This window comes from Streptomyces javensis (genome assembly GCF_039525925.1).
Taxonomy (GTDB): domain Bacteria; phylum Actinomycetota; class Actinomycetes; order Streptomycetales; family Streptomycetaceae; genus Streptomyces; species Streptomyces asiaticus.
In genome coordinates, this window is sequence record NZ_BAAAIF010000005.1 from 238,527 (window position 1) to 251,367 (window position 12,841).

The 12,841-nt window shown below is 72.2% G+C and carries 10 protein-coding genes; 4 read left to right on the forward strand and 6 right to left on the reverse strand.

From position 1 onward, the window contains the following. Positions 1 to 23: 23 nt before the first annotated feature. Both ABD329_RS07860 and ABD329_RS07865 read right to left on the reverse strand, forming a co-directional pair. Complete coding sequence (locus tag ABD329_RS07860; protein WP_198275491.1) at positions 24 to 2,495, reverse strand: ABC transporter permease; 2,472 nt, start codon at positions 2,493 to 2,495, stop codon at positions 24 to 26. Beyond that, positions 2,489 to 3,226 carry an ABC transporter ATP-binding protein gene (locus tag ABD329_RS07865; protein WP_198275490.1) on the reverse strand — a complete coding sequence of 246 codons (738 nt, stop codon included), beginning with the start codon at positions 3,224 to 3,226 and terminating at the stop codon, positions 2,489 to 2,491. Before ABD329_RS07865 ends, ABD329_RS07860 begins: the two co-directional genes overlap by 7 nt. A 192-nt stretch (positions 3,227 to 3,418) precedes the next feature. On the opposite strand from ABD329_RS07865, the gene ABD329_RS07870 reads away from it, so the two are divergent. Together ABD329_RS07870 and ABD329_RS07875 are read left to right on the forward strand one after the other, a co-directional pair. Then, complete coding sequence (locus ABD329_RS07870) at positions 3,419 to 4,681, forward strand: sensor histidine kinase (RefSeq protein ID WP_198275513.1); 1,263 nt, start codon at positions 3,419 to 3,421, stop codon at positions 4,679 to 4,681. After that, a complete protein-coding gene (locus ABD329_RS07875) occupies positions 4,654 to 5,313 on the forward strand; it encodes a response regulator transcription factor (RefSeq protein WP_198275489.1) in 660 nt (219 codons plus the stop codon). The genes ABD329_RS07870 and ABD329_RS07875 overlap by 28 nt, the downstream gene beginning before the upstream one ends. 104 nt (positions 5,314 to 5,417) lie before the next feature. Here the strand turns inward: ABD329_RS07875 and dacB are convergent, their stop codons facing one another. Beyond that, positions 5,418 to 6,761 (reverse strand): D-alanyl-D-alanine carboxypeptidase/D-alanyl-D-alanine endopeptidase, encoded by a 1,344-nt coding sequence (dacB, locus tag ABD329_RS07880; RefSeq protein WP_198275488.1) that lies wholly within the window; start codon positions 6,759 to 6,761, stop codon positions 5,418 to 5,420. A gap of 314 nt (positions 6,762 to 7,075) precedes the next feature. Between dacB and ABD329_RS07885 the strand changes: the two genes are divergently transcribed. Beyond that, positions 7,076 to 8,506, forward strand: coding sequence for a DUF1996 domain-containing protein (locus ABD329_RS07885; protein WP_344316129.1), 1,431 nt, complete (start codon positions 7,076 to 7,078; stop codon positions 8,504 to 8,506). Positions 8,507 to 8,612: 106 nt separating this feature from the next. Here the strand turns inward: ABD329_RS07885 and ABD329_RS07890 are convergent, their stop codons facing one another. Together ABD329_RS07890 and ABD329_RS07895 are read right to left on the reverse strand one after the other, a co-directional pair. After that, the gene (locus tag ABD329_RS07890) at positions 8,613 to 9,554 is read right to left on the reverse strand and encodes a D-alanyl-D-alanine carboxypeptidase family protein (RefSeq protein WP_198281010.1); all 942 of its coding nucleotides are present in this window, start codon (positions 9,552 to 9,554) and stop codon (positions 8,613 to 8,615) included. A 116-nt stretch (positions 9,555 to 9,670) separates the two neighbouring features. Continuing rightward, the gene (locus tag ABD329_RS07895; protein WP_198281009.1) at positions 9,671 to 10,351 is read right to left on the reverse strand and encodes an HAD family hydrolase; all 681 of its coding nucleotides are present in this window, start codon (positions 10,349 to 10,351) and stop codon (positions 9,671 to 9,673) included. A 155-nt stretch (positions 10,352 to 10,506) separates the two neighbouring features. On the opposite strand from ABD329_RS07895, the gene ABD329_RS07900 reads away from it, so the two are divergent. Continuing rightward, on the forward strand, positions 10,507 to 11,541 hold the full coding sequence (locus tag ABD329_RS07900; protein WP_198281008.1) for a lactonase family protein: 1,035 nt from the start codon (positions 10,507 to 10,509) through the stop codon (positions 11,539 to 11,541). Between the two features lie 99 nt (positions 11,542 to 11,640). Here ABD329_RS07900 and ABD329_RS07905 read toward each other — a convergent pair whose 3' ends face one another. Beyond that, entirely contained in the window at positions 11,641 to 12,639 is a 999-nt protein-coding gene (locus tag ABD329_RS07905; protein WP_198281007.1) for a sirohydrochlorin chelatase family protein, read from the reverse strand. Positions 12,640 to 12,841 lie beyond the last annotated feature (202 nt).

Below are 12,841 nucleotides of genomic sequence, written 5' to 3' on the forward strand. Positions count from 1 at the left end.
TGGGCTGACAGGGGCCGACGGGGTCACTCCCGCAGGCCCGCCCATGTCACCGCCCGGCGGCGCAGGGCGAACGCGGCGGGGGCGACCGACGACACCACGGCGAGCACCGCGCACGCGGCCACGGCCGCGCCGATGGGCGTCCAGGGGACGTCGATCGTGGTCCGCGCCGACAACAGGGCCAGGGCACTCCACATGCCGGCCAGGTTGAGCCCGGTGACCAGGAGGCCCAGGACCGCGCCGACCGCGACCACCGTCAGCGCCTCGGCGCCCACCAGCCGCAGCACCTGCCAGGTGGTGGCTCCGGCCAGGCGCAGCACGGCCAGTTCGCGGACGCGGTCGGAGGTGGCCATCACCATGGTGTTGGCCACCGAGATGCCCGTGTAGAGGAGGGCGATGCCGAGGACCAGCAGAAAGCCGAGCCGGGTCGTGCGGTTCGCCGGGGGGTGACTCGCCTTCACCCACTGGCCCTTGGTGAACACGTGGCCGCCGGTGGGGCGCACCACCGCACGCAGCCCGGCGGCCGCGGCGTCCGCGTCGGCGCCGCGCGCGAGGGCGATGTCGACCCGGTCCACGGTCGCGCCCGGGGCGTTGCGCGGGGTGACGTAGACGCCGTTGTCGCCGGTGCCGGTGGCCAGCACCGCCGCGATCCGCAGCGACCTCTCCGTGCCGTCGCCGAGCCACACCCGCACCCGCTCGCCCACGGTGTGGCGTTGCCACTCACCGTTGACGATGATCGAGTCGTCGTCGAGATCGCTCGCCTTCCCGGCCTCGATCGGCAACCGGGACGTGGCGGCGAGCGGGCCCGGGTCGGCGGCGTGCGCCCCGGACTCGAGGAGCGACACGCCGTCCTCCAGGACGTACACGGCGCTCGACGAGGTCGCGGACACCTCGGCACCGGGCACCTCGCGCAGCTTGCGCAGCGTCGCCGTATCGAAGCCCGCGGCCCCGGCCGGGGTGATGACGAAGTCGGCGGCCGTCCGCTGACGGGTCTCGGTGGCCCGCGCCCGGTCCAGCGTCGCGGTGGCCCCCAGGAGCGAACCGGTGAGGGCGACCGTGACCAGTACGGGTGCCGCGATCGCGGCCGTACGGCGCACACCGGCCGCGGCGTTCTCCCGCACCAGCATGCCGCCGGCACCGGGCAGCCGGGCCGGGAGCCAGGCGATCAGCCGGGTCAGCGGACGCACCGCCACCGGCGCGAGCAGCGCGACCGCGGTGATCAGCAGCATGGGCCGGATCACATAGGTCTTCCGGTGCAGCAGGTCGCCGGGGTCCGTGAGCAGGCTCAGGCACAGTGTCACGGCGGCGGTCACCAGCAGGGCCAGGCCGGACAGCCGGCGGCCCCAGGTCATCGTCCCGCCCGTCGTGGTGTCCGCGGACGCCTCGCGCAGTGCCTGGGCGGGGCCGGTGCGGCCCGCCCGCCAGGACGCGGCCGCGGCGCCGCACAGTGCGACGAACAGCCCCGTCCAGAACGCCAGGTGGTACGGCCAGATGTGGTCGCCGATGGTGAACCAGCGCGGCGCGAGACCACCGTCGACCACCCGGTCGGCCAGCCGTGGCGCGCCGTACGCGCCGAGCAGACAGCCGGTGGCCGAGGCGAGCACGCCCACCACGAGCGCTTCGGCGAAGACCATCCGGCGGATCTGGCCCGGAGTCGCCCCCGCCACGCGCAGCAGCCCGAACTCCCGGCGCCGCTGGGCGACCGCGAACGCGAAGGTGGAGGCCACCACGAACACCGACACGAAGGCGGCGACACCCCCGGCCGTACCGAACATCGCGTTCATCGCCGTGAGGGACTCGCGGTCCCGGTCCGGGTCGGGGTCGGCGTGGCGGCGCCCTTGCCCGGTGAGGACCCGGACACCGTCGCCGCCGCTGCCGCGCACCGCCTCGCGTACGGCCGCCGGGTCGGCGTCCACGACGAGTTGGACGCTGTTCGGCGACAGCCGGGCGGCGCGCGCGTCGGTGTAGAAGACGGCGTTCTCGAAGCCGCGCCCCGCGACGGTTCCGACGACCCGCACGGTGCCGCGGTCGGTCCGCACCCGTTTCCCCGGCCTCGCCCAGTCCCCGCTGACCACGACCTCGTCGGCCGCCCGGGGCGGGCGTCCCGCGCCCATCCGGTACGGGGCGAAGGCGGCGGTGGACCAGGGGTGCCCCACCAGCTCGCCCGGTCCGCCCCGCGCCCGTACGGCGAAGGAGCGGTCCACGACGACGGTGCCGAGCCGCCGCAGCTTGGTGACGGTTCCGGCGGGCACGGCGCGCGGATGCGCGAGCCTGCGGACCTGGACACCGGCCGAGGTGTCCACCCGCAGGGTGTCGGCTCCCCTGACCACGACCGGCGCGGCGGCGAACCGCTCGGGTCCGCGGCCGGGCGCGTCCAGGGACGAGGCGAGCGCCAGGCCCATCACCGCGGTCAGCGCGACGCCCAGCGCGAGGGCGACGAAGCTGCCGGCGAAGGTGGCCCAGCGAGTGCGCAGGGTGCGCAGGGCGACACTCAGCACGGCACGGCCTCCAACGTGGCCATGTGCGCGGCGATGGTGTCGGCACCGGCCCCGGCCAACTCGCCGCTCACCCGCCCGTCGACGAGGAAGAGCACACGGTCCGCGCAGGAGGCGGCCACCGGGTCGTGCGTGACCATGACGATCGTCTGGCCCTCACCGTCGACCATGCCACGCAGCAACGTCAGCACCTCACGGCCGGTCCGCGAGTCGAGGGCTCCGGTCGGCTCATCACCGAAGAGCACATCGGGCCGGGTGATCAGGGCACGGGCCAGGGCGACACGCTGCTGCTGGCCACCGGACAGCTCCGCCGGCCGGTGCCGCGCCCGCTCGCCGAGCCCGACCCGCTGGAGCACCTCACGCACCCGGGCCTTGGCGGGGCGATGCCCGGCGAGCCGCAGGGGCAGGGTGACGTTCTGCTCCGCGGTCAGGGACGGCAGCAGGTTGAACGCCTGGAACACGAACCCGACCCGTCGGCGGCGCAACAGGGTCAGCCTGGTCTCGCTCAGCCTCGTCAGCTCGGTCCCGGCCACGGTGACCGACCCCGATGTGGGACGGTCCAGCCCCGCGGCGCACTGCAACAGCGTCGACTTGCCGGAGCCCGAGGGGCCCATGACGGCGGTGAACGATCCCCGGGGAAACGACAGCGAGACGTCGTCGAGCGCCGTCACCGCGCCATCGCCGGAACCGTAGCGTCTGCTGACGGAACGCAACTGGATCACGTCGTTCTCCATCTGTCCCCACTCCGCGGTGTCGCCTTTTCGGTGACCTCACGAAACCGCGCGGGGACCCGGCGCCGCAGTACGGCAGGGGCGAGACCTGGGGTAGGGCCAGGCATACCCCCGAAGACTCCCTGGCCCGATGGCACCGGCGGGTCGCGGCCTTCTACGGTGACGTCCATGCATCCGCGGAACGTGTGGCACGCCATGTCCGGACCGGGCTTCCTGCTGTCGTCATGGCCGTGGCGCTCCGCCGGATATCTGCTCACCGGAGCCGTGACCGGTGGCGTCGCGCTCGTGCTGATCGCGGCCACGGCGGCGGCCGGAGCCGTTCTCGCCCTCGTGCTGGTGGGGATCCCGCTGCTCGTCCTCGCGGCCCTCGCCGGAATCCCGGTGGCCTGGGTGGAGCGCCACCGGATGCGCCTGATCGACGCGGACCCCGCCGTCGACCCGCACCGGGCGCCCGCCACCCATGGCCTCTGGGCCTGGCTGACCACGCGCATCCGGGAGCAGGCGACATGGCGGGAGCTGGGCCACGCCCTGCTGTTCGCGGTGTTGCTGTGGCCGGTCGACGCGCTCGTCGTCGCCGTTGCCCTGCTCTGCCCGCTGTCCATGGTCGCGACGCCGCTGTTGATGGCCACGGTCGGCGGCGGCCAGGAGGCGAAGGTGCTCAAGCAGTGGACGGTCACCACCTGGCCGGCGTCCTTCGGTGTCGCCGTCCTCGGTGTGGTGCTCCTGCTGCTGGGGGCCTATGTCCTGGGGGTGGTGGCGGGCGCCCGGGCCGGACTGACGCGTCTGCTGATCGCTCCGCGCGAGGCCGAACTGGACACGAGGGTCGTCGAGTTGAGCCGCTCCCGCCTCCGGCTGGTGGACGCCTTCGAGGCGGAACGGCGGCGCATCGAGCGCGATCTGCACGACGGGGCGCAGCAGCGGCTGGTGGGACTGACGATGACACTCGGCCTGGCCCGCCTGGACGCACCTCCAGGGCCGGTCGCCGATCAGCTCGCGAAGGCCCAGGAGGAGGCGGACCGGGTACTCGCGGAGCTGCGCGAACTCATCCGCGGCATCCACCCCAAGGTGCTTTCGGACCACGGCCTCCCCGCGGCCGTCGCCGACGCCGCGGACCGGTCCGCGATCCCCGTGGAGGTGGATCTCGCCCTGTCCGGACGGCTGCCCCAGGCGGTCGAGGCCGCCGCGTACTTCGTCGTCCGCGAGGCCCTCACCAACGTCGCCCGGCACAGCGCGGCGAGCCGCGCGGAGGTGAGTGGAGGACACCGGGACGGACGGCTGTTCCTCCAGGTGCGCGACAACGGCCGGGGCGGTGCGGACGCCGGCGCCGGAACCGGCCTGACCGGACTGGCGGACCGGGTCTCGGCGCTGGATGGCAGAATCTCCCTGTCCAGCCCGCCGGGCGGACCGACCCTGTTGCGTGTGGAGATTCCTTGCGTACGGACCGACCGCTCCGCGTAGTGCTGGCCGAGGACAGTGTGCTGCTGCGGGAGGGGCTCATCGGCCTGCTCGACCGCTGCGGCCACGAGGTCGTCGCGGCCGTCGGCGACGCTCCCGCACTGCTCGCCGCGGTCGAGGAGCACGCCCCCGACATCGTCCTGACGGATGTGCGAATGCCTCCGGGGTTCCAGGACGAGGGGTTGCACGCGGCGGTGCGGCTGCGCGAGCAGCGGCCCACGCTGCCCGTCCTGGTCCTCAGCCAGTACGTACAGCGGACCTACGTCTCGGAACTGCTGGACTCCGGTGACGGAACGGGCGTCGGCTACCTGCTGAAGGACCGGGTCGGGCAGGTGGCGGACTTCGTGGCCGCCCTGTGCGAGGTCGCGGACGGCGGCACCGTCGTCGACCCCGAGGTGGTGCGGCAGCTGCTGCGCCGACGCCGCGATCCGCTGGAGCGGCTCACCGCCCGGGAGCGGGAGGTGCTGGGGCTGATCGCGGAGGGCAAGTCGAACGGTGCCATCGCCCGTGCGCTGGTGGTGTCCGAGGCGGCCGTGGGCAAGCACATGGGCAGCATCCTCACCAAGCTGGACCTTCCTCCGGCGGAGGAGACACATCGCAGGGTGCTGGCGGTCCTCGCCTACCTGCGGGCGTGACGCGGAGGGCGACCGGGAACCGGCCCGGCTATCGCCTGCCCGTGAGGTTCTCCATCTCCCCGGTCGCCGGGTGACCCCAGCGGCCGGGGACTCGGGCCGTGCGGCTACGCCCAGCAGCCGTTGACCGTGGCGGCCAGGCCGTCGAGGGTGTCCTTGGTGGCGGCAGGGTCGGCGGAGGACTGGTTCTCGATGAAGGAGAAGACCTTCCACCGGCCGTCCTCCGCCTTCGTCAGGCCGCTGAGCGCGATGGCGCCGGTCAGCGTGCCCGTCTTGGCCTTGACCTGGCCGACGGCGCACTGGGAGTCCGCGGTGTCGAAGCGGCCCCACTCGGGGCCCAGGGTGCTGCCCGCCTCGCCCGCCACCGGCAGGCCCTCGTCGATGGAGCGCAGCAGCCCGCTGTAGCGCGGATCGGTGAGCAGGTCGAGGATGTCCGCCACGGTCCGCGCCGGGATGCGGTCCGCGCGGGAGAGCCCGCTGCCGTCGTGGATCTCGAAGTTGGCCATCGAGACGCCGTAGTGGCGGCTGAGGACGTCCCGCACCACGGCCGTGCCGCCCTCGTAGGTGGCGGGCTTTCCGGCGCCGAGCGCGGTCATGCGCAGCACCGTCTCGGCGATGTCGTTGTCGCTCTTCTTGAGCATCTTCTTGATCGTCTCGGACAGTGTGGGGGACAGGTGCTGCCCCACCGGGACGTCCGTGGCCGAGGCCGTGCCGCGGGTGACCTCCCCATCGACGGTGACGCCCTGGTCGGCGAGTTGCTGGGCGAAGACCTTCCCCGCGTCGATGGAGGTGTCCGCGGACAGCTTGCCGTCCACCACCAGGGAGCGCACCGGCGACACCTGGTCGTCGTAGTAGGAGTCGTTCCAGCCGGTGGCGAGGGTCGGCTCGGGGAAGAGGCTGTCGTCGATGCGGACCTTCACCGAGTCCAGGCCCCCGAGCTTCACCCCGGCGGCGGCCGTCTTGGCGAGCTCGGTGAGATCGGCGGTGGTCAGCATGCGGTCGCCGCCGCCGATGAGGGTGAGCGTGCCGTCGCCGTAGACCACCTTGGTGGTGAACCGGTGTTCGGGGCCGAGCACGGTCAGCGCCGCCGTGGCGGTGGCCAGCTTGGCGTTGGACGCGGGCATCAGCGCGGTGTCGGCGTCATGCCCCCAAATGACCTTGTCGGACGCGGAGTCCAGCACGATGCCGCTGAAGGTGTCGCCGAGACTCGGGTTCTGCGCGCGGGTGTTGAGGTTCTCCGCGATCCGCTGCTCGGCGGGGTCCAGCCCGTCGGCGGCCACGGACTGGGCCGTCGTGGTGGTCTTGGTGCTCTTGTCGGCGGCGAGCGCGGACGGAGCGGACAGCAACGCTCCGGTGACCGGGACGGCGGCGATGATGAACGCGCGGCGGACCGCGAGGCTCATGGGCTTGGCTTTGCGATGACGCCCGGTGGACGAGGTCGCGCTGGACATGTGGGGGGCTCCGCGGGCGCGTAGGAGGGACAACAGGGCTGGTAGAGCGAAGCACATACTTTAACCGCGACTGATCGGCTCCGTCCCGCCAGTCGGTGGACATGTGGTGAAGCCACTAGGGAGATCCATCACTGCACCGACTCCTCCGGCTATTTACGAGATGTTGCGACCACCGTTGAGAACGATCGCCCCGCCGTCCGTATCCATCGGCGTCGGGCTGTGCCCTCCACTCCGGGACGGGTGGGGGAGCGCGCTCGACGTGGCCGAGGGCAAGACGTCCCCGGCGTATGAGGACTGCCGATGAGGGGCGAAGGATGAGGAACAAGAAGAGACACAAGCGATCCAGGGTCATCGGGCTGACCGTGGTCGGAGTGACCGCACTGGCCGTGGGTGGCGGGGCTCTCCTGATGACCGACAACGATGCTTCCGCCGCCCGCCAGTCGGCCGGGCAGCAGACGTCGGCGCGGACGGCGATGACCGTCAAGTGCCCGGATGCCGCGACCCGGCTGGCGAGTGTGCCGCAACAGGCGCGGCCCACCGTGGACAAGGAACTGGCGACGATGGACAGCCAGGTGGCCGACGCCTACAAGCAGTTGGCCGCGCGCGGCCCCGGCGCCGACCGGGACTGGGTGCGCACCCGGGTGCTGGAGCCGCTGACCGCCCAGCGGCGTGGCGCGCTGAACCGCATCGGGAACGAGATCGACCGGGTGGCGAGCCGTCCGTCCGGCCTGGACACGATGGCGTCCTGCACCGTGCAGGAGGCGCCCGACCCCGCCGCCGCACCCGCCGCCGCTTCGGCTGGCGCCACCCCCGCCGCGGGAACGGCCGCCCCCGCCGCTCCGGCCGCGGGTGGCCAGGCGCAGTCCGGCCCGGTCCGGGCGGACTTCGTGGACATCCGCAAGGTGAAGCCGAACGTCAAGAACCCCCGCACCCGGGGCAACGCCTCCCGCGGCACCTTCTCATCGCGCTGCGGACGCAACGAGAACAAGCACTTCAACTCGGACAACGTGATCGTCGCCCCCGGTGTGTCCAACGGCGCCCACCACATGCACGACTACGTCGGCAACCGCGACACCGACGCCTTCTCCACCAACGACAGCCTCGCCGCCGCCGGGACGACCTGCTCAGACGGCGACCGCTCCACCCACTACTGGCCCGTACTGCGGCTCCAGGACGGGACGAAGGAGGTCGACGCCGACGCGCCCGGCGGCGGCACCGAGGGCAACATCGGGCGGATCCTGCGGCCGACCACCGCGTCGATCACCTTCCGCGGCAGCGCGGTGTCCAAGGTCGTGGCGATGCCCAAGTTCCTGCGCATCATCACCGGCGACGCCAAGGCCTTCACCAACGGCACGGCCAACGCCAACGCCTCCTGGAGCTGCACCGGCTTCGAGAACCGGCAGCTGAAGGACAAGTACCCGCTCTGCCCGAAGGGCAGCAAGGTGGTCCGTACGTTCAAGTTCCAGAGCTGCTGGGACGGCAAGAACGCCGACAGCGCGAACCACCGCACCCATGTGGCGTTCGCGGACGCCAAGGGCGCGTGCGGCAAGGGGTTCAAGGCCATCCCGCAGCTGATCCAGCGGATCACCTACAAGGTCGCACCCGGCTCGCTCTTCGCGGTCGACAGCTTCCCCGAGCAGCTGCACAAGCCGGTGACCGACCATGGCGACTTCATCAACGTGATGTCCAACTCGCTGATGAAGAAGGCCGTGAAGTGCATCAACACCGGGCGTAAGTGCGGCTGACGGCCGCTGCCCGCAAGGCCCGGTGCCCCGGCCGGACTTCAGATCCGGCCGGGGCACCGGGCACGTGTGGTTCAGCTGGCTGGTTCAGCTGTGTGGCTCAGCCGGTTCAGTCCTGGGGCGTGCCCTTGGGCAGCTGCCGCCACGTCACCTTGGTGTTGGCCCGGAAGGCCCAGTCGAGCATCTTCTTGGCGTCCGGGTAGCGCTTGGGCGCGTTGAGGATCACGCCCACGACGGTGCGTCCGTCACGCTTCGCGGCGAAGACCAGGCACCTGCCGGGCGCGGTACCGGTGCCCGTCTTGATGCCGATCGCGCCGCTGTACGAGCCCAGCAGCCGGTTGGTGTTGTTCCAGTAGTACGTCCGGGTCCTGCCGTTGGCGGCCGGGGCCTTCTGGATGGTGTCGACGGACTTCACGACCGTGCTGAGGGTGGCATTGCGCAGCGCGTGCCTGGCCAGCTTGGTCATGTCGCGCGGCGTGGTGTAGTTCTGTCCCCCCTCCGAGATGCCGTCGAAGGTGTCGTAGTGAGTCCTGGTCATCCCCAGCGCGGACGCCTTCTTGTTCATCTGCGCGATGAACGACTTGGTGCGCTTGGCGGTGGTGTCACCCGTCCCGAACGTGTCGGCGAGCGCCATGGCCGCGTCGCAGCCGGACGGCAGCAACAGCCCGTACACCAGCTGCTTGACGGTGAGCTTGTCCCCCTTCTGGAGGTCCGCCTTGCTGCCACCGACGCGCGCGGTGTAGTCGATGTACGACTGCTTGACGGAGACCTTCTTGTTGAGATCCAGCCCCCGGCTGTCGAGCACCACCATCGCCGTCATCAGCTTCGTGGTGCTCGCCATCGGCCGCTTGGTGTCCGCCGCCTTGGCCCACAACTGCTTGTTGGTGCCGTTGTCCAGCAGATACGCGCCCTTGGCGCTGACCCCCGACGGCCCGCGCGCGGCCTCGGTGGCCTGCGCGGTGGTCGCCGGCACGGCGACCGCCAAGGCCGCCGCCGAGGCGATGACCGCCGTCCCCCAGCGGCGGATCGCCCTACCCCCACGTCTTTCCATACGCCCTCCGTCTCTCCTATGACATGCCGGTGAATGTCCGGGCATGCGCGCATCGTCTCACTGGAGGGACGGTGGCCGCGGTCCGGGGTGCCGACCACAACCGGTCGCGGGGGCCGTCAACTCCCGCTGGTGATCCACTCATAGGCCCGCAGGGCGTCGAACTCCGGCTGCCCGCCCCGGAAGAGCAGCCCCGCGGAGGCGAACAGCTCCCCGTCCGGAGACGGTCCGCCCGCGTACGGCACGGCGATGCACCGCATCCCGGCCCGCCGCGCCGCCTCCACCCCGGGACCGGCGTCCTCGACCACCACACACTGCCCCGGCTCGACGTCCAGCAGCCGCGCCGCGGCCAGAAACACATCCGGCTCCGGCTTGCCACGGCCCACGTCCTCCGCGGACACATAGCCGGGCAGCAGCGCGTCCAGCCCCGTGGCCTTGAGCGCGGTCTCGATCGCGGAACGCGACGACCCGGAGGCCACGACCAGCGGATGCCCGGCCCCCCTCAGCCGCTCCACGAAGGCCCGCATCTCGGGAAAGATCTCGGCCGTGGCCGCCAGCTCCAGATAGTGTCGGTTCTTGACGGCGAGCAGCTCCTCCACGGGCGCCTCGATGCCGTACCGCTCGCGCAGCGTCTCCAGCGTCTCCCGGGTCCCGATCCCGATGAACTGCGTATGCTCCTCCCAACTGAAGCCGGCGATCCCGTACCGCTCGAGGGTCCGCCTCCCCGCCTCGTAGTAGAGGGGCTCACTGTCCACTAGCGTGCCGTCCAGGTCGAAGATCACGGCGGGCATGGTGCTCATGGGGACAGCATGCCAAGAGTTCGCCCGTGCCATCGCCGGAACTCCGTGTACGCCGTGCCCGGCGAGGGCTCGTGTGGTGACGTGTTGGTCTAGACCGCTCTGTTAGCGTCGGCCCTGAGCGGATACCGAACCGGAGTCGGCGGAAGGGTAGTGCGGTGGGTGTGACAGGGAGTGGGTGGCGGGCGTATATCGGGTCGTTCACCTCGGCGGGTGGTGCCGGGATCACCGTGGCTGATGTCGATGACGAGACGGGGGCGCTGCGGATCCGGAACTCCACGGATGTGGTCGTCAATCCGTCCTATCTGGCGGTCGCGCCCGGTGGGCGGGTGCTGTACGCGGTGAGTGAGACCGGTGACGGGGCGGCCGCGGCTCTGGACGTCGGGCAGGATCCGCCCTCGTTGGTCGGGGAGGCCGTGCCGGTGCTCGGTGCGGCGCCCACTCATCTGGCGCTCGCCGGGGGGCAGCTGCTGACCGCCAACTACGGGTCCGGCAGCGTCACGGCGCTGCCGGTGCTGGAGGGCGGCGGGCTCGGGGAGTCGGTGACCGTGTTGCGGCACGAGGGGAGTGGGCCGAATCCGGAGCGGCAGGAGGGGCCGCACGCTCATGCCGTGGTGGTCGATCCGTCGGGTGGCTGGTTGCTCGCCGTGGACCTGGGGATCGACGCGGTGCTGGTGTACGCGCTGCCCGGGCCGCGTCCGCATCGTGAGGTCCGGCTGCGGCCGGGGAGCGGCCCGCGCCATCTGGCGTTCCATCCGCGGGGCGACCGCGCGTATGTCATCAACGAGCTCGACCCGACGATCACGGCCTGCCGTTGGGACGCGGCGTCCGGCGTTCTGGAACCGCTGGGCGAGACCCGTGTGGTCCCCGAGGGCACGGACGTCGAGACCTACCCCGCCGAGGTCGTGGTCTCCGGGGACGGCCGCTTCCTGTGGGCCGCCAACCGTGGTCACGACAGCATCGCGACGCTCGCCCTCGACGCGCCGGGCGACCGCATGGAGCTGGTCACCACCACGCCCTGCGGTGGCCACTGGCCGCGCGATCTGACGCTCGGCCCGTCGGGACGACGGCTCTATGCGTCCAATGAGCGCTCGGGCGATGTCACCTGGTTCGACATCGATCCGTCGAGCGGGGTGCCGCGTCGTGGGGGCTCGGTTCCGGCCCCGGCGGCGTCCTGTGTGGTCTTCGGGTGACGGCCCTCGGGTGACGGTCCTCGGGTTCATGTGAGTGGGGGCGGTGACCTTGTGGCCACCGCCCCCACTTCGTCGTCCGTCGCTCCGTCGCCCGCCGCGTCAGCGCATCGCCGGGGACGCCTGCTGGAGCGTGATGCCCAGGGCCGCCGCGTACTTCGCCAGCGCCAGCTTGCCCACGGCCGGGTAGTCGCCCAGCGCCTCGGCCGCCGAGCAGCCCGCCTCCTCGGCCGCCGCCGAGATCAGCTCGGTGGAGACCTCCGGGCCGATGAGGTACGGCGCGAGGGCGAGCCGCGCGGAGCCGGCCGAACGCAGCTGCTCGGCGACGCGCAGTACGGCCCCGTCCTCGTCCAGCGCGGCGGCCATCACCGGCACCGCGAGGCGCGCGGAGAGCAGCATGCCGGTGATGCCACCGGCCTGGGCCGCCTCCTCGCCGCCCACCGTGGCGAGGATGATGCCGTCCGCGGCGGTCGCGACCGTGAAGAGCCGGGCGCGGTCGGCGCGGGCCAGGCCCGCCTCCGACAGACGTACGTGCAGGGCCTCGGCGAGCAGCGGATGCGGGCCGAGGACGTCGGTGAGTTCGGCCGCCGAGCCGCTGCTCATGACGGCCTGGCGTATCCGGCGCAGCTGGCCGTTGTCCGGGCCCGCGAGCAGCGGGACCACGACGGCCGCCGGGCCGTCCGTGGGCACCGTGGGGACGGGCGGGACCTCGTCGACGACCTCGCCCGCGGCCTCGGCCGCGGCGATCGCCTCCGCCGCCTCGTCGGCCAGGGCCTTGGCGGCCTCGGCCGCCTGCCGCAGACGCTCGGGGTTCTCCTGGGCGGCGCGCGTGAGCACGGCCTCCAGCTGCGGGAACTCCTCGCCGTCGCCGTCCAGGAAACCGATCTGGGCGTCGAGCCCGGGCATCTCGGAACGGGCGATGCTCAGAAGCTCCTCGGCCAGGCGCCGGGCACCGTCATTCGGCGCACCGGGGACGGCCAGCACCAGCGGAGGCGCGCCGAGGGGTACGGCGGCGGGCTCCGGTCGGCGGTGCCGTCCGGGCTGGCGGGGACGCGGCATTCGTACAGGCAGGCCGGACGCGGGCCCTGTGGGGGAGCTCATGGCGCCGCATGTTAGTCGCTCAATGGGCTCGGCTGTTCGGGAGGGGGTGACTGGGGGCATATGTCCCACTCTGTCGACCGGTGTTGTGGGTTGATGTGCGCTCAGCGGCCATACTTGGTCGAAGAATCAGTCATGTGTCCGGAATCGTCGGTCATGGCGTTCGATATGGGTCGCCGGGTATTGGGCGCCCGTACGGGACGCC